20 protein-coding genes and 1 tRNA gene are annotated in these 21,936 nt (G+C 65.6%); 7 read left to right on the forward strand and 14 right to left on the reverse strand.

Annotation, left to right across the window (positions count from 1 at the left end):
• Positions 1–8: 8 nt before the first annotated feature.
• The 10 genes from C0J29_RS20315 to C0J29_RS20360 form a co-directional block, all read right to left on the reverse strand.
• Positions 9–1,490 (reverse strand): MCE family protein, encoded by a 1,482-nt coding sequence (locus tag C0J29_RS20315; protein ID WP_065163241.1) that lies wholly within the window; start codon positions 1,488–1,490, stop codon positions 9–11.
• Entirely contained in the window at positions 1,490–2,617 is a 1,128-nt protein-coding gene (locus tag C0J29_RS20320; protein ID WP_120793385.1) for an MCE family protein, read from the reverse strand. Before C0J29_RS20320 ends, C0J29_RS20315 begins: the two co-directional genes overlap by 1 nt.
• Positions 2,614–3,912 carry an MCE family protein gene (locus C0J29_RS20325; RefSeq protein ID WP_120793386.1) on the reverse strand — a complete coding sequence of 433 codons (1,299 nt, stop codon included), beginning with the start codon at positions 3,910–3,912 and terminating at the stop codon, positions 2,614–2,616. The genes C0J29_RS20320 and C0J29_RS20325 overlap by 4 nt, the downstream gene beginning before the upstream one ends.
• A complete protein-coding gene (locus C0J29_RS20330) occupies positions 3,909–5,072 on the reverse strand; it encodes an MCE family protein (RefSeq protein ID WP_120793387.1) in 1,164 nt (387 codons plus the stop codon). Before C0J29_RS20330 ends, C0J29_RS20325 begins: the two co-directional genes overlap by 4 nt.
• The gene (locus C0J29_RS20335; RefSeq protein ID WP_065163245.1) at positions 5,069–6,109 is read right to left on the reverse strand and encodes an MCE family protein; all 1,041 of its coding nucleotides are present in this window, start codon (positions 6,107–6,109) and stop codon (positions 5,069–5,071) included. Before C0J29_RS20335 ends, C0J29_RS20330 begins: the two co-directional genes overlap by 4 nt.
• On the reverse strand, positions 6,106–7,374 hold the full coding sequence (locus tag C0J29_RS20340; protein ID WP_120793388.1) for an MCE family protein: 1,269 nt from the start codon (positions 7,372–7,374) through the stop codon (positions 6,106–6,108). The genes C0J29_RS20335 and C0J29_RS20340 overlap by 4 nt, the downstream gene beginning before the upstream one ends.
• Positions 7,375–7,378: 4 nt before the next feature.
• Positions 7,379–8,299: an ABC transporter permease gene (locus tag C0J29_RS20345; protein ID WP_242460496.1), complete on the reverse strand. Its 921-nt coding sequence runs from the start codon at positions 8,297–8,299 to the stop codon at positions 7,379–7,381.
• Positions 8,296–9,036 carry an MlaE family ABC transporter permease gene (locus tag C0J29_RS20350; protein WP_065163247.1) on the reverse strand — a complete coding sequence of 247 codons (741 nt, stop codon included), beginning with the start codon at positions 9,034–9,036 and terminating at the stop codon, positions 8,296–8,298. The genes C0J29_RS20345 and C0J29_RS20350 overlap by 4 nt, the downstream gene beginning before the upstream one ends.
• 307 nt (positions 9,037–9,343) lie before the next feature.
• Positions 9,344–11,215 carry a family 2A encapsulin nanocompartment cargo protein cysteine desulfurase gene (locus tag C0J29_RS20355; protein WP_120793389.1) on the reverse strand — a complete coding sequence of 624 codons (1,872 nt, stop codon included), beginning with the start codon at positions 11,213–11,215 and terminating at the stop codon, positions 9,344–9,346.
• Positions 11,202–12,134 (reverse strand): family 2A encapsulin nanocompartment shell protein, encoded by a 933-nt coding sequence (locus C0J29_RS20360; RefSeq protein ID WP_065043145.1) that lies wholly within the window; start codon positions 12,132–12,134, stop codon positions 11,202–11,204. Before C0J29_RS20360 ends, C0J29_RS20355 begins: the two co-directional genes overlap by 14 nt.
• 358 nt (positions 12,135–12,492) lie before the next feature.
• Here C0J29_RS20360 and C0J29_RS20365 point away from each other — a divergent pair, with 358 nt between their 5' ends.
• From C0J29_RS20365 to C0J29_RS20390, 6 genes are all read left to right on the forward strand, one after another.
• Positions 12,493–13,776, forward strand: coding sequence for a thioester domain-containing protein (locus tag C0J29_RS20365; RefSeq protein WP_120793390.1), 1,284 nt, complete (start codon positions 12,493–12,495; stop codon positions 13,774–13,776).
• Complete coding sequence (cysK, locus tag C0J29_RS20370) at positions 13,773–14,705, forward strand: cysteine synthase A (protein ID WP_065043147.1); 933 nt, start codon at positions 13,773–13,775, stop codon at positions 14,703–14,705. The genes C0J29_RS20365 and cysK overlap by 4 nt, the downstream gene beginning before the upstream one ends.
• Before the next feature lie 2 nt (positions 14,706–14,707).
• Positions 14,708–15,415, forward strand: coding sequence for a serine O-acetyltransferase (gene cysE, locus C0J29_RS20375; protein ID WP_120793391.1), 708 nt, complete (start codon positions 14,708–14,710; stop codon positions 15,413–15,415).
• 34 nt (positions 15,416–15,449) lie between these two features.
• Entirely contained in the window at positions 15,450–15,869 is a 420-nt protein-coding gene (locus C0J29_RS20380) for a thioredoxin family protein (RefSeq protein WP_065043149.1), read from the forward strand.
• A 22-nt stretch (positions 15,870–15,891) separates the two neighbouring features.
• The gene (locus C0J29_RS20385; protein WP_120793392.1) at positions 15,892–16,344 is read left to right on the forward strand and encodes a DUF4395 domain-containing protein; all 453 of its coding nucleotides are present in this window, start codon (positions 15,892–15,894) and stop codon (positions 16,342–16,344) included.
• A 228-nt stretch (positions 16,345–16,572) separates the two neighbouring features.
• Entirely contained in the window at positions 16,573–16,878 is a 306-nt protein-coding gene (locus tag C0J29_RS20390) for an ANTAR domain-containing protein (protein WP_120793393.1), read from the forward strand.
• Positions 16,879–17,039: 161 nt separating this feature from the next.
• Here the strand turns inward: C0J29_RS20390 and C0J29_RS20395 are convergent, their stop codons facing one another.
• Positions 17,040–17,726 (reverse strand): zinc ribbon domain-containing protein, encoded by a 687-nt coding sequence (locus C0J29_RS20395; RefSeq protein ID WP_162951520.1) that lies wholly within the window; start codon positions 17,724–17,726, stop codon positions 17,040–17,042.
• Between the two features lie 380 nt (positions 17,727–18,106).
• Positions 18,107–18,179 (reverse strand) — tRNA-Asn (locus tag C0J29_RS20400).
• Positions 18,180–18,354: 175 nt separating this feature from the next.
• Here C0J29_RS20400 and C0J29_RS20405 point away from each other — a divergent pair.
• Positions 18,355–18,651, forward strand: a complete 297-nt coding sequence (locus tag C0J29_RS20405; RefSeq protein WP_065163252.1) for a hypothetical protein — start codon at positions 18,355–18,357, stop codon at positions 18,649–18,651.
• 1 nt (position 18,652) lies between these two features.
• On the opposite strand, the gene dnaG is transcribed toward C0J29_RS20405, so the two are convergent.
• A complete protein-coding gene (gene dnaG, locus C0J29_RS20410) occupies positions 18,653–20,587 on the reverse strand; it encodes a DNA primase (protein WP_120793395.1) in 1,935 nt (644 codons plus the stop codon).
• 9 nt (positions 20,588–20,596) lie between these two features.
• The gene (locus C0J29_RS20415) at positions 20,597–21,871 is read right to left on the reverse strand and encodes a deoxyguanosinetriphosphate triphosphohydrolase (RefSeq protein WP_120793396.1); all 1,275 of its coding nucleotides are present in this window, start codon (positions 21,869–21,871) and stop codon (positions 20,597–20,599) included.
• Between the last annotated feature and the right edge of the window lie 65 nt (positions 21,872–21,936).

The following is a 21,936-nucleotide window of genomic DNA, read 5'->3' on the forward strand; positions in this document are numbered from 1 at the left end:
GACGGCGTTTACGGGGACGACGGCACCAGCAGTGATTGCCAGTTCTTGGCCCGCGGGTGCGCGAGATCAGCCTCGGTGTAGCGATGTCCGTCCGGCCCGATGTACTCGCCGGTAGACGGGTCGTAGGTGGCGACCGCCACGGGTGGCGGAGGTGGCGGCGCCGGCGCGGTGCCGCGTGGTGGTGGTAGCCGCGGGTCCTGTCCCGGCGGATACTGCGGCACACCCTGTCCACTGGTGGTGGCGTTGGGGTCGCCCTTCCAGTTGTAACCGTCGTTGAGCGGCACGTACTCTTCGTCGCTTTCACACATCTCGACGGTGGGAGCACGCTTCCATGGCTTGGTCTCGCACGGGATGTTGCGTGCGCCACGGACATTGAGTTCCGAATCCTGCGGCAGTCGGCAATACAATTCCGCGGCAGGACGATCAGGGGCGTCGACACTGGCCGGCGAGCGGCGTTGGGTCGGGGGCAGGAAGCCGGTCGTGCACGGCGGCGGCAGGTTCATGTTGAGATTGAAGTCCAGATAGAAGCCGGTGTAGTCCTGTTTGGTGCCGGCGTTCGGTACCAACGACCCTGCCATGACGGCGATCCCCTGCGGCAGCAGCACCAACAGCTGTTCGATGTCGTGGCGGTAGACGTAGGCGATATCGCCGAGGCTCACCAGGTTGGCGAACAGCACCGGCACCGCCGGGCCGACCCGCTCGAGCATGGCGCGGCCTTCTTCCACACCGGAACTGCCCTGCGTCAACAGATCTCGCAGTGCGGCATCCTGCGCCTGGAACTGTGCGGTGATGGCCGCGGTCCGTGCCGCCCAGGTGGCGATCGCATCCGCCGTCTGCACCTGGGAGTTCAGCACAGGCGGGGCCTGGTCGATCAGCGTGGCCAGCGGGTCGACGGTCCGTCCCCCGGCGATGGCCAATGCCGTTGAGCCGTCGACTATCCGGGACAGTTCCGGGCCCAGGCCACCGACCGCCCGGTTTGCCTCGTCGGTCACCGTGCGCAGGTTGTCCCGCGGGATGGCCTGCAGCGCACGGTTTGTCATGTCCAACAGCCGCCCGATGTCGACGGGCACATCAACCTGGCCGGCGGGTATGACATCGCCGGCGCGCAACAGCCGGGCGTGTTCGCCGCCTTTGCCGGGTTGCGGAGTCAATTCGATGAACTGTTCCCCGATCGCTGACCGGCTGTGCACCGACGCCTGCACGTCGGCGGGCACCTCGACACCGGATCGCATGGCCAGCACCGCGCGAACACCGTTGGCGGTGACATTGACCGACTTCACCTGGCCGACGTCGGTACCGCGATAGGTCACCACGGAGTTCTCATACAACCCGCCGGACTGGGGCAGGTCGACGGTGACGTTGTATTCGCCGATACCGAACAGCGTCTCGGGCAACTTCATGTAATTGAAAGCCATTGCGCCACAAGAGACGATCGTGACCAGGGACAGCACAGCCAGTTGAATCCAGGTCTTGCGGTTCAGCCGCAGCATCAGTATCCCCCGTCGTGGTAGGGGAAGGTCAGGGGATTGCCCCCGGTGACGGGGCTGGGCTGCATGCCGATGGTGCGTCCCCATTGCATCTCAAGCTGGGTGAGGTTGCCTTCCCACCGCGAGCCGGTGAATATCCCGGTGTCGATGCGGCTCAATGTCAAGTCGACGATCATCGTGAGGTTGGCGTAGTCACCGCGGAACCAGTTGGTGACCGTCGATGTCGGCCACGGGTAGGTGGTCAGGCCTTCCAGCCCCTTGGTCAGCGCGGGGCCGGCGTCGGCGAGCCGGCGCAGCACGGGCTCGATCTGGCGCAGGTTGTTGACCAGAGACTCCTTGCTCTGTCGCAACGTATCCGCCGCGATGGCACTGAACTTGCCGAGCTGATCGATCGCATCCGTTATCTGTCCGCGTTCTTTGGCCAGGACCGCCAGCGCTTTCGGCACGGTGGTCAAGGCCCGGTCGACGGCCGGGTCCTTGGCCGCGAACTGGCCGACCAGGGCGTTGAGATTCTCCGACGCCGCGATGATGTCGTCGGTCTGCTTGTTTGTCCCGGCGATGAATACGTCCAGTTGTTGCAGCAGGCTCCGCATGTCGTTCTCCCGGCCGGCGAAAGCCTTCGCAACCGACTGCGTGATTTCCTGCAGCTGCGCCAGTCCCCCGCCGTTCAGCAGCACCGAGACCGAGGCCAGCGTCTGCTCGGTGGTGGGATACATGCTGGCGTGCGACAGCGGAATGACGCTGCCGTTTTTGAGCTGGCCCACCGGTGGCTGGTCTTTGGGCGGCGCGAGCTCGATGTGCATCGAGCCCAGCAGGCTGGTCTGGCCGATCTTGGCCGTGGCGTTGGCCGGCAGCCGGACGTCGCCGTTGATCCGCATGGTGACCAGCGCATGCCAGTCCTGCACTTCGATTTTGGTGACGTTGCCGATGTTGACGTCGTCGACGCGGACCCGGGTGTTCTCCTGGATGTTGACCACGTCGGGCAGCTGCGCCTGGATCGTGTAGGAGTCCGGCCCGCCACCTGACGTGCCCGGCAACGTCAGCGAATTCAGGCCGTGCCAGTCGCTCCCACATCCCGGCAGCAGCGCGAGGCACGCCACGGTCAGCACCGCGATGATCAGGCGCCTCATGAACCGGCGCCTTGCGGAACCATCAGGCCCTGCAAACCCAGGCTCGGATCGACGACGGTCGGGGCCTGCGCAGGTGCGGGCTGTTCGGCCGGCAGCGGTTCCGGCGGCGGCGGGGCCTGATAGTCCGGACGGAGCCGGTCGTCGCTGTAGGTGATCTCACTCGGGCGGGCCTGCGGCCCCACGAACGGGTTGAGCCCCGCTGGGATGTAGTTGTAGATGCGGTTCTTGATGATCGGCTCGACGTACTGCAGGCACAGCTTCGACACCCGGTCCAGGCCCAGCCGGGACGCGGCTTCGATTGAGCTGCAGATCCATTGGGGGATGTCGGCGAAGTTGTTCAGGGCGATGATGCCGGTCATCGCGCCCTGGGCGGGCTGATAAATGTTGGTGAAGTTCTGAATCACCGTCGGCACGACATGCAGGATCTGTTTGATATCGGTCCGGCTGTCGTTAAGCGCGGCGGTGATCGAACTGAACCGGTCGAAGGTGACACCGATCGACTCCCGGTTCTCGGCCAGAAAGCCGCGCAGGTCCGCCAAGGCCCCGTCGAGGCCTTGTACCGCATTGGCCACCTCGTTCGGCGAGTTGGACAGCACCGTGGTGACGCTCGCCAGGTTGCGGTTGAACGATGCCAGCAGGTCACTGCTCGAGTAAAGGGCAGACACCAGCAGTTGCAGGTTGCGCACCGTGCTGAAGATGTCGTCGGCGTGATCGCCGAGCGCGGAGATCGCCGCGGAGAGCTTGATGATGCTGTCGCGAGCGGTGTCACCCTCCCCGCGAAGGTTCTCCGCGGTCGAGTTGACCAGTTCGCCAATGGAATTCACGCCACCCGGGCTGGTGGGTTGCAAGGCTTCGGTCAACTTCTCCAGTTGCTTGCGGAAGTCGTCCCACTCGACAGGTACCGCGGTCCGGTTCAGCGGGATCGACGCCCCAGCGGCCAGTTTGGGTCCGCCGGAGTAGGCCGGGACGAGCTGAATGGCTCGTGACGTGACCAGCGACGGCGACAAAATCGCGGCGCGGGCGTCGGCGGGAATCGCGTACTGCTTGTCGACGGAGAAGACGACCTTGGTGCTGGCAGGTTGCGGTTCGATGCGGTCCACAGTGCCCACGCCGACGCCGAGAATCCGGATCTCGTCGCCGGTGAACAGGCCGTTGGCGTTGATGAAATATGCGGAATAGGTGTTCTTTTCGACTTCTTTCCACAGATTGCGGCCGACTAGAAACGACGCGAAGACGAGGGTGACAGCCAGGCTGACTGCGGTCACCTTCCGAAGCAGGCTGCGGTTGATGTTCATCGGCCCCCCGATTCCGCGGGCTCAGGGGGCGGGCCCGGTGCGGGGCCGGGTGAGGGTGGCTGCGACCACAGGGGCACCGGCGCGGCCTCCGGCGGGACGGGAGGGGTTCCGGTCGGCGGGTCCACCGACTCGGACGGCAAGTGCTGATCGGGGTCGAGATACCGGTCATACATCCGGGAATCGAGAATGGGTCCGCTGAGCTGCCCCGGAATTAGGTTTGCCACGTATGCCTTGAAAAAGGGCCCAGATCCCAACACTTCACCGAACGACATTGCGTATCTTTTGAGTTTGGGCAGGGTCCGCTGCAGGTCTTCCTTGCGATTGTCGAGTATTTCCAGCACGCCGTTGAGCTTGTCGAGCGCCGGTTTGAGTTGAGTGCGGTTGTCGTCGACCAAACCGGATATCTGATGCGACACCGCGGTGAGGTTGTTCATCAGGGCGTCGATCGAATCGCGCTCCTGCAGCAGGGCTACCAGGAGCGCGTTGGAGTTCGACACGAGGCCGGCTATCTGTTGACTGCGTCGACCGAGCACACCAGCCACGCTGTTGGCGTTGCTCAAGAGGCTGCGCAGCTGCGCGTCGCGATTGTTCAGGGTATCGGAGAACCGGGCCACACCCTCGAGCGCCGGCCGCAGATTCGGCGGCGTCTCCTTGAACGTGTCGGCCAAAGTCGTTAGCGCCGAGGACAATTGGGAGGTGTCGAGGCCGCTGATCTGGGTGGTGAGATCGCCCAGCGCGTCCGGCAGGTCGTAGGGGGAGGTGGTGCGCTGCAGCGGGATCGTTTCGCGCAGCCGGCCCTCGCCGCGCGGCGTCAGCTCGAGCATCTTGGAGCCAAGGATCGTCTCGGTCTTGATCGCCGCTTCGGTACGGTCGCCCAGCTCGACGCTCTTGCGGACGGTGAAGCCGACCCTGACCTTGGTGCCGTCCAGCCGGACATCGGAGACTCTGCCGACGCCAACCCCGGAAACCCGGACCTGGTTACCGGGTTTGATGCCACCGGCTTCGGAGAAGAAGGCGGCGTAGTTGTTGTAGTCGTTGATGAACGGCAGCTTGTCGTATTGGAAGGCGACGATGACCGCGCACGTCACGAGCACGGTGCCCATCACTCCCAGCCAGACCGAGCTGCGGCCCTTCCCCGGAGTGCGTTTGAAACGGCTCATTTCGGCGTGCACCGCCCCGAGGGCTGGTTCAGCAACTTGACGTAGATCGGGTTGCCCCCCTTGCCGTTGAGCTTGAGCAACACTTCGCAGAAGTAGAAGCCGAAATAGTCGCCGTTGAGCCCTTGCCGGGACAGCACCTGGTACACGTCGGGCAGGCTGTGCAGCAGGCCGTCCACATAGGCGCCGTCAGCAAGGATCTGGCCGGATGTGCGGTCGGTTTCGTGCACCACCTTCTTGATCGGCTCACGTGCCTGCACCAGCAGGTCCGCGATCGACCCGGCAGCTGCGTTGACGTAGGCAAGTCCGGTAGAGATGTCGGTCTTGCGTTGCGCCAGGCCGTCTACGAACTCGGACAGCTTGTCCAACCCGTCGGAGAACTCGTGATCACGTGTGGCGAAGGTGTGTAGCACGGTGTTCAGGTTGGTGATCAACTCGCTGATCAATTCACTGCGCCCGGCCAGGGTCGAGGTCAACGTCGCGGTCTGGGCCAACACCGAGGACAGGGTGCCGCCCTGGCCCTGAAAGATGCGCAGCAGCTGACCGGAAAGCGCGTTGACCTGATCGGGATCCAATGCGCGGAACAGCGGACGGAAGCCGCCGATCAACACATCGACGTCCAGGGCCGGCGCCGTCCGCGACAGCGGAATAGTCGCGCCCGGCTCCAACCGGTGTGGCGAGCCGGCGCCCTGCTCAAGAGCGAGAAACCGGTCACCGATCAGGTTCTCGTATCGGACGACGGCCCGCGTGCCCTCGGTCAGCCGCACACCCCGGTCGATCGCGAAGTCGATGCTGACCGTGCCGTCGCGGTGCAAGGTGATGTCGCCGACCTTGCCGACCTCCGCGCCGGCGATGCGGACGAAGTTGCCCGACTTCAGTCCGGAGATGTTGGTGAACGTGGCGTGATAGCCGGTGCGGTCTTCGAATCTGAGCTGCCCGAACACCGAAATCAACGCGAACGTGAAGACCAGGCAGATCACCGTGAACAGCGCGACTCGTGCCCAGATCTTGAAGGTGCTCGGCCTTCCTTCTGGACTCATGGTGGCGGTTGTCCTCCACGGTAGAAGTAGCGCGGCGGCTCGGGCGGGTTCTTGGTGGTCGGAAAGTAGTTGGACCACCAGGGATTCCCGACGGCCAGGTTGGTCCGGATCTCATTCGGCGCGGCGCCCCAGCCGGTGTCTGTAACCAGCGCGCGCACCGGGTAATTGGCACTCGGGTCGGGCAACGAGCCACAGCTTGGCTTTCCGCCCGGACCGCCGGTGGCATTCACCTTCGGAAGGTGTTTGGGGTATCGGTACGGGTCGTCGCCGAAGAGCAGGCCCGCATCCATGATGAACGAATAGCCGTTGCCGCCCAACGTGTGTTTGCCGCCATGCTCGACATACCACTGCGAGCCCTGGAACAGGCAGGTGTAGGTGGGCGAATACATGTCCAGCAGCCTGGTGGTGGGGTCGAGCAGGTTAATCGCCTGCACGATGTTGCCTTCGTTGCGGCCGATGACGCTGATGCCGGTCTGGCTGAAGCCGATGGCCGACATCAACAGCGCGTCCAGTGACTGCTGGTTCTCGGTAATGGTCACGCTGGTGGTTGACGCCGAGTCCAGGATGGACAGAATATCCTGCGCCGCAGCGGAATACGTTGCCGCGGTCTTGCCAAACAACTTCCAGTCCGTATGGATGGTCTCCAGCCGCGGGTTGACGGCCAACAGCAGGTTGTTGGCATCTGTGATGGCCTGCCCGATCCGGTCACCTTTGCCGCGCACCGATTGTGCGAAGGCCGACAGAATGGCGTTCAGCTTGGCGGGGTCGATGGCCTGGACCAGCGACTGCAGATTCTCGAATACCGTGTTGACTTCCACGGTGACGTTGCGCGAGTGCAGTACCGCCCCCGGCTTCAGCGACACCGGGCTGGGATGTTCGGGCACGATCAGGTCGACATACTTGGACCCGAACGCGGTGGTCGATCTGATCTCGGCCTCCACGTTGCTCGGCAGGAACTTGAAGGCGTCCGGTTGCATCTTCAACTGCAGCTGAGCGGCTTTGACGTCGGTACCGATCGAGGCGACCTGGCCAACCTGTACCCCGCGCAACTTGACCTTCGCGCCCTGTTCCATCACCAGGCCGGCCCGGTCCGAGACCAGAGTCAGCGGAATGGTCTGCTCGAACTTGCCCGAGAATGCGCCGGTGGTGAAGGCGATGAGGCCTGCCACGACGACGAACAGGATCGGCGCGTACCAGATCGGGTCGATCCTGCCCACCCGGACTCTGTTGGGGCGCAGGGCGCCATCGGCGCTGTGGTTGCTCACGGTATCAACCCGACAGGTTGAAGTTGCCGTGCTGGCCGTAGACGGACAGCGAGATCATCAGGCAGACAAAGGCGGTGACGATCATCGACGACCGGACGGAGCGACCGACGGCCTCCCCCACCCCGGCCGGACCGCCGGACGCGGTGAACCCGTAGTAGGTGTGCACGACCATCACCCCGGTAGCCATTGTCAGCGCCGACAGGAACGACCACAGCAGATCGTTGGGGTGCAGGAAGGTGGCGAAGTAATGCTCGTAGACACCACGCGACTGGCCGTACACGGAGATCGTCAGGAATTTCGCCGCGATGAACGACATCAGCACCGCGACGGCGTACAGCGGAATGACCACCAGGACACCGGCGATGATGCGTGTCGACGCCAGATAGGTGATCGCCCGGATGCCCATCACTTCAAGCGCGTCGATCTCCTCGTTGATCCGCATCGCACCCAGCTGAGCCGTTGCGCCCGCACCGATGGTGGCCGCCAGGGCAAGACCCGCCGTGCACGGCGCGATCATCCGGACGTTCAGGAATGCCGACAGGAAACCGGTCATCGCTTCGACGCCGATGTTGGACAGCGTGTCGTAGCCCTGGACCGCGACCAGGGCGCCGGTGGTCAGCGTCAGGAAGCCGATGATGCCGACGGTGCCCCCGATCACCGCCAACGCGCCTGTGCCCATACCCATTTCGGCGATCAGGCGCAGCAGTTCACCGGGGTACCGACGTACCGCCTCGCCGGTATTGGCCAGGGCGCGCCCGTAGAAGGCGGTCTGCTCGCCCAGTTTTCGGGTGGCAGCGGTCAGTCTGGGACCCAGGGTCGCCCACCACGACGGCTCGTCGACGACCGCGCCGCGGTGCTGTGTCGCACCCCCCCGCGCGGCGGGTGGCGTCAGTCCCTCGCGCACGGCCGGCGCATCCACACTCATCTGGCGGTCACCTTCACACCGAGCGCGGTGGTCAGGATATTGATGAAGAACAAAGCCATGAACGAGAACACCACGGTCTCGTTCACCGCGCTGCCCACGCCGGCCGGGCCACCGCCCACCGACAGGCCCTTGTAGCAGGCGATCAGGCCCGCGGAGACGCCGAACAGCGTCGCCTTGATGAGCGAGATCACCACCTGGGGCAGCCCCGTCAGCAGTGTCATCCCGGCCACGAACGCTCCCGGTGTGACGTGCTGGACATACACCACGAAGATGTAACTGCCGACCAACCCGGTGACCGCGACCACCGAGTAGAGCAGCACCGCGACGAAAGTGGCGGCGATGACGCGTGGAACCACCAGTGCCTGAATGGGATTGACGCCGATCACCTTCATCGCGTCGATTTCCTCACGGATGGTGCGCGCGCCGAGGTCGGCGCACATCGCGGTCGACCCGGCTCCGGAGACCACCATCGCCGTCACGACCGGACCGACCTGCGTCACCGACGCGAGGCCCGCACCGGCGCCGGACAGGTCACCAGCGCCGATCTCGACGAGAAGGATGTTCAGCACGAACACGATCAGCACCGTGTAGGGAATCGACAACATGATGGTCGGAAAAATGGACACCCGGGCGACGAACCAGATCTGCTCGAGTATTTCCCGCCACGCCCACGGCCGCCGCACCATCACCACGAACGTTTCGGCGCAGAGCTTGAAAAAGTCGCCCAGCGCGTTCATGGGCCTGGCGATAGTTTTCGCGACAGTTGTAGTCACAGTCTGCACCCCCCCGGGCTATTCCAAAGTTGCTTCGAAAGCTGCTTCCACAGTTGCATGAGCCCCATATCGGCCCCGTTACGCCGACATCACGAATGAATTCGTGATCTTTCGTAAAGCGTTGCCCCGCAACGACTTACGCGCACTCATAAGACGGGCCACACCGCGCCGCCTGAATGCAGATAGAAACATGACGCCAGCTTACGAAAAACGCGATCCACTTCCCAGCTTTGCAATCACCGGGAAATCAACTGTGGAACGTGTGCGCGCTTCAGCCTATGTTTGCGCCGCCTTCGGCGATGCGGCGTACCGCACGCAGAAATACATCGATCTCCTCATAGGTGTTGTAGAACGCGAATGAGGGACGGACGGTCGCCTCCAGACCATAGCGGCGCAGGATCGGTTGCGCACAGTGATGTCCGGCACGTACCGCGATGCCTTCCGCGTTGAGGGCCTTGCCGACCTCGAGTGGCTCATGCCCGGCCAGCACGAAAGACAGCACACTGGCTTTCTCGTCTGCGGTGCCGACCAGGCGCACACCCGGGATGTCGGCCAGTCGCGGCGTCGCATACTCCAGCAGCGCGTGCTCGTAGGCGGCGATGCGCTCGATGCCCACCTTCTCGACGTAGCGCAGCGCCTCGCCCAGTCCGACCGCGTCGGCGATGTTGCCGGTGCCGGCCTCGAACTTGTTGGGAAGTCCCTGGTACAGCGAGCGTTCCAGCGTGACGTCGGCGATCATGTTGCCGCCACCCTGCCACGGCGGTGTCTCGGCCAGCGCCTCCTCGCTCCCGTAGAGCACGCCGATACCGGTCGGGCCGTAGATCTTGTGCCCGGAGAACACGAAGAAGTCGACACCGAGTTCGGCGACGTCAATCGGCAGATGGGGAATCGACTGCGCGCCGTCGATCAGCACCCGCGCGCCGTACCGGTGACCCAGCGCGACGATCTTCTCGACCGGCGTCACGGTGCCCAGAGCGTTCGAAACCTGAGTGGCGGCAACGAGTTTGGTCTTCGGTCCGAGCAAGTCTTCGAACTCCGACAGCAGCAGGTTGCCGGCGTCGTCCACCGGGGCCACCTTGAGGACGGCACCGGTCTGCTGCGAAACCAGTTGCCACGGAACGATGTTCGCGTGGTGCTCGAGACGGGTGATGACGATCTCGTCGCCGGGCTTGAGATGCTTGCCGCCCCAGGCATAGGCCACCAGGTTGATGGCCTCGGTGGTGCCGCGCACGAAGATGTTCTGCTCGGACTTCGGGGCACCGATGAACCGCCGCACCGTGTCACGGGCCTCTTCGTAGGCGTCGGTGGCCCGCGCGGCCAGTTCGTGCGCGGCGCGGTGGATGTTGGAGTTCTCGTGGGAATAGAAGTACGCCAACCGGTCGATCACCACTTGCGGCTTCTGAGTGGTGGCCGCGTTGTCGAACCAGATCAGCGGCTTGCCGTTGACCGTCTCCTTCAGGATCGGGAAGTCCGCTCGCACCGCGTTGACATCGAACACCTCGTGCTCGTCCGGAAGCTGCGGCACCGGCTCCGACAGCAGGAAGTGGTAGTTCGCCTCGTCGCCCGCCACCTCGGCGGCCGGCGCATCAGACCAGCCCAGGTGGGCGACCGACGGCGCGTCCCCCGGCCACCCTGGTGCCGACCCGCGCGGCGCGGGCGGGGCGGTGGGGGGCGCGCCGGCCAGCACCCCGGGGATCGTCGGGACGATGCCCGAGGACGGTACGGCGAAGACGCTGAAATCACCGGGCAGGAAAGGATCGGCCACCGACCCGGCGGTTTGTGCCGCCGATGGACCGGCCGTCGTGTCCGGCACGCTGCCGCGGGGAGCGACCGGCACCGTCTCCGGCAGCCCGGGTTCCGGACCGGGGGACGCAGGTGCGGGCAGATAGATGTCGGAGACGCCGATGAACGGCACGGGGTTCGGCAGCGCCTCGGACGTTCCGAAAGCCGTTGCCCCGGCGGAATTGGCCGCGGTGGTGTCCGGGACGTTCCCGCGGGGAGCCGGCGGTACCGACTGGGGCGGGCTGTCCGGTCCCGGCCTGATGCTGGCCGCGTACAGCTGACTGGCCAGCGCCGCGAGTTCAGCCGCGCTGACCGGTAGGTCGCTTTCGGCGTCTACCGAGCGGTACTCACTTGTACTCATGGAACTGGTCCACCGCGACGTCGTCGAGCACAGCGAGAGCATCGTCGGTGAGCACGGCCAGGGAGGTGTACAGCGTGACCAGGTATGTCGCGATGGCCGACTTATTGATGCCCGTGAAGCGCACCGACAGACCCGGCGCCTGCTCACCGACCAGGCCCGGCTGGAACAGGCCCACCACGCCCTGGCGCTCCTCACCGGTGCGCACCAGGATGATCTTGGTCTTGCCGTCCTCGACCGGCACCTTGTCCGATGGAATGATCGGAATGCCGCGCCAGGTGATGAACTGCGCGCCGAACAGGCTCACCACCACCGGGGGCACCCCGCGGTAAGTGGCCTCGCGGCCGAACGCGGCGACGCCCAACGGGTGGGTCAAGAAGAAGCTCGGCGTCTTCCACACCTTGGTGATCAAGGCGTCCAGATCATCCGGAGTCGGCGCGCCAACCAGTGTCTGAATGGTCTGCTCCGGGGTCGCCTGCGCCAGCAGCCCGTACTCGGGGCTGTTGACCAGTTCGAACTCCTGGCGCTCCTTGATGGTCTCGATGGTTAGCCGCAGCTGCTGGGCGATCTGGTCGTGCGGGCTGGAATACAGGTCGGAGACTCGGGTGTGAATGTCGAGCAGCGTGGAGATGGTCCGCAGCGTGTACTCGCGCGGACTGGTCTCGTAGTCGACATAGGTCTCGGGCAGTGGCTCGTCGATGCTGGCGCCGGCCTCGGCCTTAACGGCGACCTGGTCGGGGTTGATCACACGGTTGACCCGGTAGATGCCGGCCTCGACCGGGACCCAGCTCAGCAGATGCAACAGCCAGCGCGGCGTAATGGTGGAGAGCTGCGGAACGGTCTTCGTGGCGTTGGCGAGCTGGCGGGCCGCGAGGTCGCCCAGCGCTTGTGACTCGTTCTGCGACCCCTGAGCTGAAGTCATGGTCGTCCTTTCCCTGTGTGGTCGGACATGCGCCGGGTACCGGGCCTCCCAATCAGAGAGGCCATCATGCCGCAACGGTTGCGCGAATGCGCGCCGAGCCTACGCACGCAAGGGCGCACCCGCCAAGGGTTAAAACCGCGGCTGAGCCGAACCACGGGGATTGGCGCATGCTTTATAGTGGACGACATGCAACAGGCCGTCCAGCTGCGCTTTGTCCGCACGCGCTGTTCCGCCATGAACTGTTGTTGTTGTTGTTCCTGTTGATTCCTGACGAAATCTGACCGTCCAGAAATCACCGCGCTCCCGACGTAATTCGGTGTTGCCGCGCGCTATCTGCCTCCAGGAAGAGCAACCATCCATGACCGTTTTGTCCATTCCCACCCGTGCTCCGGCGCCGGTGGCGACCCGCAAGCGTCTACGGGTGCGGCCGGCCGCCGAGCCGCAGCGCATGACCCGGTACCGCGGCGGCACCTACTCACACACGGTCGACAAGATCGTCTTCACCGACGGCAGCACCGCCCGCACCGATCTGATCAGGCTCAATCCCAATCTGCAGGCGTACTCGCTGGACTTCGCCGGCATCGCGCCGCACCACCCGTCGCCGTATCAGGTGGGCACCTGGTCGGCGTTGCCGCATCTGCGCACCCGCGGCTGCGAAGCCGAGGTGGAATGGATCTTGCGGCACTCGTTCCCCATGCGTTCCACGGTCGAGCTGAGCCGGCGATTGCGCGAGGCCGGTTACCCGCTCGGAGCATCCAACATCAGCGAGCACGAAGCCATCGCGGGAACCCAGGCCGCGATCTGGCACTTCACCAACGGCCTGGCCCTGGACACCCGGCCCCTGCACGCCCCCATCGCGGTGCACCGCGAGCACGGGGTTCTCACCTTCGAATTCCAGGGGCAACCGCAGCTCGGCGGCTTTTCGTTGTGGTCCTCGTCAGAAGTCCCGTTCAGCGTCCGGCTGCAGAAGTCCGCGGACGGCGTGGCCTGGCAGGACGTGTCGGGTTCGCAACTGGCTGTGAACACCGGCAGGGGCCGCTACCAGCGCACGCTGGGCGTCGGCAGCACCTTGTCCAGGAGCAGTCACGGCCGCGGCAGCAGCGGCTACCGGTACTACCGGTTGGTCGCCTCTACCGCCGACAGCGCGCCCGCGATCGACCATGTCGACTTCTGGCTCACCGGCAGCGGGCACTACCGCAACGCCGACCGCACCGTGCACCTCTACAACTACCTCTTGGCCGGGGCCTACACGGCCCTGCGGGCGACCCGGGAGCCGCTGATCGACACCGCAGCGGTAGTCGACCACGACCTGGTCGGTCCTTTCCAGGTCAGCGTCCCGTTGACGGTCAGCGCCACCGGCGACCAGGTCCTCCTCGATGCTGACGGAGCGGTGCTCGACGGGACGATCGAACCCGGCACCGACTTCTACCTACGTTTCACTCCGGGTAGCCCGGGAATAACCCTGACGGCAACCACGTCCCATGTACTCAGTGGACGGGTCGTGACCGGGGTCGCACTTGCCGGGCCATCCCACCGGCTGACACCGGTTGCCCTCACCACCCCCACACGCGTGACAATTGAGTTCGACATCACCTGGGATGCCGACCAGACCTGCCCCGACGTCGTTGGAGAATGTGGATGACCATCGCGGAGAACATCACACAACTGATCGGCCACACCCCGCTGGTCCGACTGCGCAAAGTCACCGACGGCGCGGTGGCCGACGTGGTCGCCAAGCTCGAGTCGTTCAATCCCGGCGGCAGTGTGAAGGACCGGATCGGCGTGGCCATGATCGACGCCGCCGAGAAAGCGGGCCTGATCAAGCCCGACACCATCATCGTCGAGCCCACCAGCGGAAACACCGGCATCGCGCTGGCCATGGTGGCCGCCGCGCGCGGTTACAAGTGCGTGCTGACCATGCCGGAGACGATGAGCACCGAGCGGCGGATCCTGCTGCGTGCCTACGGCGCCGAGCTGGTGCTGACCCCGGGTTCGGAAGGGATGGCCGGTGCCATTGCCAAGGCCGAGGAGCTGGCCAAGAGCGACGAGCGCTACTTCATGCCGCAGCAGTTCGAGAATCCGGCGAACCCGGCGGTTCACGCGGTGACCACGGCCGAAGAGATCTGGAAGGACACCGACGGCAAGATCGACATCTTCGTCTCAGGGATCGGAACCGGCGGCACCATCACCGGCGTCGCGCAGACGATCAAGGAACGCAAGCCCTCGGTGCAGTTCGTCGCCGTGGAACCGTCAGCGTCGCCGGTGTTGTCCGGCGGGCAGAAGGGGCCGCACCCGATTCAGGGCATCGGCGCCGGGTTCATTCCGCCGGTGCTGGACATGGGGCTGGTCGACGAGGTTGTCACCGTCGAGAACGACGAGTCGCTGACCCTGGCCCGACGGTTGGCCGCCGAAGAGGGATTACTGGTCGGCATCTCGTCGGGGGCGGCGGTCGCGGCGGCCCTCAAGGTCGCCCGGCGGCCCGAGAACACCGGCAAACTGATCGTCGTCGTCCTGCCCTCGTCCGGCGAGCGCTATCTGAGCACCGTCCTGTTCTCCGATCTGAGCGACTAGCCATGCTGGACGCCATACGGCGCGACATTCGAGTGGCCAGGGAGCGAGATCCGGCCGAGCCCACCACGCTGGAGGTGATCTTCGCCTACCCCGGTGTGCACGCCGTCTGGGGCCACCGGATCAGCCACTGGCTGTGGCAGCGCGGTAGGCGGCTACTCGCGCGGACACTGGCGGAGTTCACCCGGATCCTGACCGGCGTCGAAATCCATCCCGGCGCCACGCTGGGACCCGGACTGTTCATCGACCACGCGACCGGTGTGGTGATCGGGGAAACCGCGGAGGTGGGCGAGGACGTCACCATCTTCCACGGTGTCACCCTCGGCGGCACCGGCCGCGACAGAGGCAAACGCCACCCCACCATCGGCGACCGGGTGACCATCGGGGCCGGCGCCAAGGTGCTCGGCGCGATCAAGATCGGCGACGACAGCCGGATCGGCGCGAACTCCGTCGTGGTCAAGGAGGTACCGGCCAGCGCGGTGGTGGTCGGCGTTCCGGGGCAGATCGTCAGCCGGCCGGGCCCAGCCAGCGAGGACGAATCGAAGCTGCCGGACCTGGTGGGTGCGAGCCTGAAATCCTTACTCACCCGGGTGACCAGGCTGGAAGGCAACCGGTCCGGCGCGCCGAACGGCCAGCGGCCGGGCGCATCGACCGACCGTGTCATCCGTCCGCCGGAGGCGGGCGTCTGGTACGGCGAGGACTTCTCGATCTAGGGAATATCAGGTTGGCAAAAGTGTTGGTGGGCTCGTGAGCTCTGTCGTCATCGCCGGATTGGCCATTGCCGCGGCCCTGGTCGCGGCCTGCCTGATCGGCTGCGTGGTCAACCAGCGGTCGGGTGTGCTGCGGGACGCCAAAGGGGCCGCAGACCACGACAATTCTGATCTGGGGCTGTCGGAGACGGGTCCGACCATCCTGCATTTCAGTGCGGATTGGTGTGGGCCGTGTGCCGCGGTGCGTCGCGTGGTCGATCAGGTGTGCGCCGAACTTCCCGATGTGGCGCATGTCGAGCTGGACATCGACGCGAACCCGGCGGCGGCCAAGCGCCTGTCGGTGCTGTCGCTGCCCACCACCTTCATCTTCGACGCGCAGGGACAGCAGCGTCACCGCACCGCGGGCGTCCCCAAAGCCGCCGACCTGCAAGCGGCGTTGCAACCACTTAGGGTCTGAGTTTCAGCGAAAGGAGCAGTTGATGTCATCCGATATCAGCCAAGTAGACGTCCGGGGTCCGCGTTTCGCGGCGTGGATCACCACCACGGTGCTGGTGGTGACGCTGGCGGTGTCGGTGATCAGCTGTCCCGCGGCGGCCGTGACCCTGGCCGCGCAGGCCGTGGTCTTCGCGATCAGCGCGGTGCGCGGGCCGCGCAACAGTCCCTACGGCTTGCTCTACGCCAAGCTGGTGGCCCCGCGGCTGGGTCCGGTCAGTGAGCGCGAGCCGGTGGCGCCGCTCAAATTCGCCCAGCTGGTCGGGCTGATTTTCGCCGTCATCGGGGTGCTGGGTTTCGCGGCCGGGCTGCAGCTGGTCGGCGTGGTCGCGACCGCCTTTGCCCTGTTCGCCGCCTTCCTCAATGCCGCGTTCGGCATCTGCCTGGGTTGCCAGATCTACCCCCTGGTCGCCCGGTTCCGGCGGGTGACCGCCGCCTGATCGGCGAATCTTCAAGCGCTACAACAGATTTGACAAGAGTAAAATCTGTTGTGAGCCATACGCACCGAAATAGGCCCACCGCGATCCGGATGGCCTATGGTGGAATCATGCCGGGGGCCCATTTGCCGCGTTGTTGTCTGCCGATCACCTGACGGCAATTCAGCGAGATTGCTAAAACGTTGCACCGCAACGTTTTAGCTGACTCCTTCAACGACAGGACGTGCAGACATGAGCGAGGCTCACAGCGACGAATCCCAGACCACCCGGGCGATCGACATGGCCGTGGGGATCTTGGTCGGTTGGCGCCGCTGCAGCACCCAGACGGCGTTCCGTGAGCTGCTGAGCGCCAGTGAACGACAGCAGGTTCCGCTGTTCGCCATGGCCGGAGCGCTGGTCAATCTGGCCGGCCGGCACGCCAACGCCCAGCCGGCCGGCGCGGCAGCGGAGCAGGGCGCCCAGCGGGAATGGGGCGAGGAGTTCCTGGCGGTGGACGACGCCGCTGCCAAGCGGCGCCCGGTCAACAGATGGCTGTGACGACCGATCACCAGACCGTGGGGCTCCCCCGGAAGGACTCGAACCACCGGGACGGCATTGTCCGATAGGCTGCCTGCGCAAAAACCGCATGATTAACAGCGATCACCGCCTGGTGTTCATGACCAACGGCTGCGGAAAATGGAAGTCCGCCGGGTGAGCCGTCACCGCGCAGGTCCGTAGCCGTACGTGTAATTCTCGGTGTCCCAGTTCATGGTGGCGTGATATTTTCTGCCGGTTGATGTGCCGTCACCGTTGTTCTTGGTCGCGACGAAGCAGTCGAACACGGTCGTCTTCGCGGTCAGGTCGTCAGTTGATCCACCTCCGACGGGGGAACACGATACCGACAACACTGGGCCGTCGAACAATCCGTCGGCAACATGCTTTTGCGCCATCGTCTTGATCGACACCTCTATATCCATGACAGCTAGGGCACGCTTGGCACGCTTGGCATCGGCATCACGTCGAGCCTGATCTGCCGCCTGGGCGTCCGCGGCGGCTTTGGCAGCCGCGGCCTTTGAAGATGACGCTGCACTCGCTTCGTTGCGCAATTGCGTGTCGTGGTCTTTCTTCCAGAAAACGCCGATCGCGATCGTGACAAGGACGATTAGCGCTATGACGGAAGCAATCACAACCCGTTTCTTGCTACCGCCAAGTTCCATTGCCATCGATGAGACGACACTGTCGTCGGGATCCTTGGCCGTCGCGTTATTCGCGAGTGCTAACCCGAGCTGGATGGTCGTGTGTTCGCCGCACTTGGCGCACTTGAAACGCTTTTGTGTGCCATCTGCCGGGACCCTTAACTTCGCTGCACAATGCGAACAAAGGACGATTCTTTTGTCGTCGGTCATCGGCTGGCTGAGCTAGGCGGCAACATCGTGGTGGCGGCGTACCTGGCGACGGCAGTACCTCGCATGTCGGGCAGCGTAGCCGAAGGCGCAGCCCGCCCGTGCCAGGTTTCGAAGTTTGCCGGACGACCCTGCCAACGGATCAATCTTGACGCGGGATCTTGCGCGGAAGCCTAGCGAGCGGACCAGAAGCGGTTCTACAACAGTTAGCGCTACCGGGTCGCACTCCAAGTATCGCGCGAAGACGGGCTGCGCCCCAGAATTTGGCCAGCTCTGAGGATTAGCCGGAAAGGCTGCACGCTATGTCCGACCGCTGTCACGACTCATAGGGCCAATCTCACACATATGTTGCACGGAGATGCGTAAACCACGCTCTGACCAGGCTCCCCCGGAAGGACTCGAACCTTCAACCCTTCGGTTAACAGCCGAATGCTCTGCCAGTTGAGCTACAGGGGACTATCAGTCCAGCGAACGCTGGTGCTGACCGCGGGACGACTCTAGCGTACTGGCTGCGGCCGCAGCCAACCGGCACCAGCTGAACCATTTCGGGCCCCCGCGCAGATCGGGCGCGCCACTTTCCGGACGGATAGGGCAGGATGGAACGAACGCACTTCTTCTCGGAGGGATCGCTTTGATCGGGTATGTCGCCGTGTTGGGCGTGGGCTACGTGCTGGGCACCAAGGCCGGGCGTCGCCGTTATGAGCAGATCGCCGGCACTTACCGCGCGCTCACCGGCAGTCCAGTCGCCAGATCGATGATCGAGGGCGGACGCCGCAAGATCGCCAACCGGATCTCCCCCGACACGGGCTTCGTGACGTTGGCCGAGATCGACAGCCAGACGGCCGTCATGGAGCACAGGGCCCGCGGCGCCGTATTGGACGATGACGCCGTCGATGCGGTCCAGCCGCCGGTGAACGCCGCGCGCTGACTCAGGCGGTGAGATCGTTGCCGCTGGCCTGTTCCAGCAGGCTGCGCCGGTAGGCCTCCATCGCGACCAGGTCGCCGAACAGCGCGTGGTACTCGTCGCCCTGCTCGATCGGCGACATGCGTTGCAGCTTGGACTTCACCTCGGCGATCTGGCGGCCCATCCACACCTCTTGCAGCCGGGCCAGCACCCCGGAGATGTACCGGGGCAGCTGTTCGTCTTCGGCGTTGATGCTGTCCACCCCCAACTCGCTGACCAGTCCGGCGGTGAGCGCCGAATTGGTCTGCTGGCGCACCATGTCCAGCCATTGCGCCCCGCTGACCCCGGCCGAGGTGCCCCCGGCCGCCTCGATGGCGGCCCGCACGGCGGCGTAACCGGGGTGGGTGAAGCTCTCGACGGTCAGGGTGTCGAACACCGGCCCGGCCAGCGCCGGGAACTGCAGCGCCGATTTGAGGGCCTCACGCTGCGGCCACAGCGTCGGGTCACGCGGGTCGGGACGAGCAGCGCCGGGCGTGGCCCCGGCCGCGTCAGGCGCCGTCTGAGTGGGCGGCTGGGCGGCGCGGCGTGAGGTCCTGGTGGCGGCGCCGGCCGGTCCGGTGCCCGGCGACTTCTTGGCCTGGCTGCGCACCCGGTCGACGACCTGGGCGACGTCGTCCCAGCCGACCCAGCCGGCCAGCTGACGCGCGTACTCGTCGCGCAGCGTCGAGTCTTTGATCTGACCCACCATCGGCACACAGCGACGCAGTGCGGCCACCCGGCCTTCGGCGCTGTCCAGGTCCAATTCGCCGAGCGCGGTGCGAATCGCGAACTCGAACAACGGGGTTCGCCGCGCCACCAGGTCGCGCAGCGCGCCGTCGCCGGATTTCAGCCGCAGGTCGCACGGGTCCATGCCGTCGGGCGCCACCGCCACGAACGACTGCCCGGCCAGGTTCTGTTCACCGCCGAAAGCCTTGAGCGCGGCGGCCTTGCCGGCCTCGTCGCCGTCGAAGACGTAGATCAGCTCACCGCGGAAGAAGCTGTCGTCCATCATCAGCCGGCGCAGCATGGCCAGGTGGTCGTCACCGAACGCCGTGCCGCAGGACGCGACCGCGGTGGTGACGCCCGCCATGTGCATCGCCATCACGTCGGTGTATCCCTCGACGACCACGGCCTGGTGGCCCTTGGCGATGTCGCGCTTGGCCAGGTCGATCCCGAACATCACCTGCGACTTCTTGTACAGCAGCGTCTCGGGGGTGTTGACGTACTTGGCTTCCATCGGGTCGTCGTCGAACAAGCGTCGCGCCCCGAACCCGATCACCTCACCCGAGGCGGTGCGGATGGGCCACAACAGCCGCCGGTGAAACCGGTCCATCGGGCCGCGGCGGCCCTCCCGGGACAGGCCGGCCGCTTCCAGCTCCTTGAATTCAAAACCCTTGCGCTGCAAGTGCTTTGTCAGCGTCTCCCAGCCCGAGGGCGCGAAGCCGCAGCCGAACCGGCGGGCGGCCTCGGCGTCGAAACTGCGATCGGTCAGATACTTGCGGGCCGGGGCCGCCTCATCGGACTGCAGCGCCTGCGCATAGAACTCGGCGGCGGCGGCGTTGGCCGCGATCAGCCGGCTGCGGCTGCCGCGGTCGCGCTGCACGCTGGTGGCCGGACCGGTGTAGGTGATGGTGTAGCCGACCCGGTCGGCCAGCATTTCGACGGCCTCGACGAAGCTCGCGTGTTCGATCTTCTGAATAAAGGCGTACACGTCGCCGCCCTCGCCGCAACCGAAGCAGTGGAACTGATGGTTCAGCGGCCGCACGTGGAATGACGGTGACTTCTCGTTGTGAAACGGACACAGTCCCTTGAGCGAGTTCGCACCGGCGCTGCGCAGCTGCACGTAGTCGCCGACAACGTCCTCGATACGGGCCATTTCACGGATGGCGGCGATATCGCGATCAGAGATCCGGCCGGCCACGGGCTCAGTCTAGGCCGTGGGTCCGCCGAGTTGGCCGGCGTCGATACGTTCCAGCCGCCCCTCGGTGTACGACGCGATCTGATCGACGATGACGCGCAGGCGCGCACCGTCGTCGGCGGCGGCGTTGAAGGCCGCGGCGAATACCGGATCGAGGGTGTGCGGGGCGCCGGCTTGCAGCCACTGCGCCACCTGATGGATGCGTTCGCGCTGTTGGGCCTGGGTTTCCAGATGGCGCGGGTCGGACATGATGAACTGCAGGGCCAGGATCTTGAGCAGCGCGACCTCGGCGCGCACCATGTCCGGCACCTGCAGGTCGGCCTGGTAGCGCACCAGCGGACGCGGGCCGGACGTCGCGCGGGTGGTCGCGATCGCCGCGGTCGCGAACCGGCCGACCAGCTCACTGGTCAGCCGCTTGAGCGCGACCGCGGCCGTCAGGGTTGCGTCGTACTTGCCGACCGAGGCGACCACCGGCAGTCCCGAGAGCCGCTGCGCGGCCTGGATCAGATCGTCGGCCCGGAGCCGCGGAAACTCGCTCTCCCCCAGCTTGGCCAGCTCTGCCGCCTCGTTCTCGTCGGCCAGCACGCGCAGGTCGATCCGTTCGGAGACGACGCCGTCCTCGACGTCGTGCACCGAATAGGCGACGTCGTCGGCCCAGTCCATTACTTGGGCTTCCAGGCAGGTCCGGCCCGCGGGGGCACCCTGGCGGACCCAGTCGGCCGCGGCGCGGTCGTCGTCGTAGAAACCGAATTTGCGCGCCCCTACCGTCCGCTCCCACGGGTATTTCGTGACCGCGTCCAAAGCGGCACGCGTCAGGTTCAAACCGGCGCTGCGACCTTGTGCGTCAAGCACTTTGGGCTCGAGACTGGTGAGGATACGGAAGTTCTGCGCGTTGCCCTCGAACCCGCCGTACTCGGCGGCGACCTCGTTGAGCGCCCGCTCGCCGTTGTGCCCGTAGGGCGGATGGCCGATGTCATGGGCCAGGCCGGCCAACTCGACAAGGTCCAGGTCGCAACCCAGCGGGATCGCCATGCCGCGCCCGATCTGGGCCACTTCGAGCGAATGGGTCAGCCGGGTGCGGGGAGTGTCGCCTTCGCGGGGCCCGACGACCTGCGTCTTGTCCGCCAGGCGGCGCAGCGCGGCGCTGTGCAGCACCCGCGCGCGATCGCGCGCGAAGTCGGTCCGGTGCTGTCCCTCGGTACCCGGCAGACCCGCGGTTTTCGGCGCTTCGAGTACCCGCCGCGCGCGGTCGAAGTCGTCGTAGGGGTCGTGTTGATCGGTACTCACCGACCCACAGTCTGCCAGGGCGAACCCGGCGGGTGTGTGCAGTGCCGCCGGCGGTTAGACCCGCT

Origin of the sequence: Mycobacterium paragordonae (genome assembly GCF_003614435.1) — a bacterium.
GTDB classification, from domain to species: domain Bacteria; phylum Actinomycetota; class Actinomycetes; order Mycobacteriales; family Mycobacteriaceae; genus Mycobacterium; species Mycobacterium paragordonae.

Coding starts and splice junctions, on each gene's coding strand:
- C0J29_RS20385 (WP_120793392.1), top strand. CDS start 15,892: ATGTCATCCGATATCAGCCAAGTAGACGTCCGGGGTCCGCGTTTCGCG.
- C0J29_RS20325 (WP_120793386.1), bottom strand. CDS start 3,912: ATGAACATCAACCGCAGCCTGCTTCGGAAGGTGACCGCAGTCAGCCTG.
- C0J29_RS20395 (WP_162951520.1), bottom strand. CDS start 17,726: ATGACCGACGACAAAAGAATCGTCCTTTGTTCGCATTGTGCAGCGAAG.
- C0J29_RS20350 (WP_065163247.1), bottom strand. CDS start 9,036: ATGAACGCGCTGGGCGACTTTTTCAAGCTCTGCGCCGAAACGTTCGTG.
- cysE (WP_120793391.1), top strand. CDS start 14,708: ATGCTGGACGCCATACGGCGCGACATTCGAGTGGCCAGGGAGCGAGAT.
- cysK (WP_065043147.1), top strand. CDS start 13,773: ATGACCATCGCGGAGAACATCACACAACTGATCGGCCACACCCCGCTG.
- C0J29_RS20345 (WP_242460496.1), bottom strand. CDS start 8,299: ATGAGTGTGGATGCGCCGGCCGTGCGCGAGGGACTGACGCCACCCGCC.
- C0J29_RS20365 (WP_120793390.1), top strand. CDS start 12,493: ATGACCGTTTTGTCCATTCCCACCCGTGCTCCGGCGCCGGTGGCGACC.
- C0J29_RS20315 (WP_065163241.1), bottom strand. CDS start 1,490: ATGCTGCGGCTGAACCGCAAGACCTGGATTCAACTGGCTGTGCTGTCC.
- C0J29_RS20320 (WP_120793385.1), bottom strand. CDS start 2,617: ATGAGGCGCCTGATCATCGCGGTGCTGACCGTGGCGTGCCTCGCGCTG.
- C0J29_RS20335 (WP_065163245.1), bottom strand. CDS start 6,109: ATGAGTCCAGAAGGAAGGCCGAGCACCTTCAAGATCTGGGCACGAGTC.
- C0J29_RS20330 (WP_120793387.1), bottom strand. CDS start 5,072: ATGAGCCGTTTCAAACGCACTCCGGGGAAGGGCCGCAGCTCGGTCTGG.
- C0J29_RS20360 (WP_065043145.1), bottom strand. CDS start 12,134: ATGACTTCAGCTCAGGGGTCGCAGAACGAGTCACAAGCGCTGGGCGAC.
- C0J29_RS20355 (WP_120793389.1), bottom strand. CDS start 11,215: ATGAGTACAAGTGAGTACCGCTCGGTAGACGCCGAAAGCGACCTACCG.
- C0J29_RS20390 (WP_120793393.1), top strand. CDS start 16,573: ATGAGCGAGGCTCACAGCGACGAATCCCAGACCACCCGGGCGATCGAC.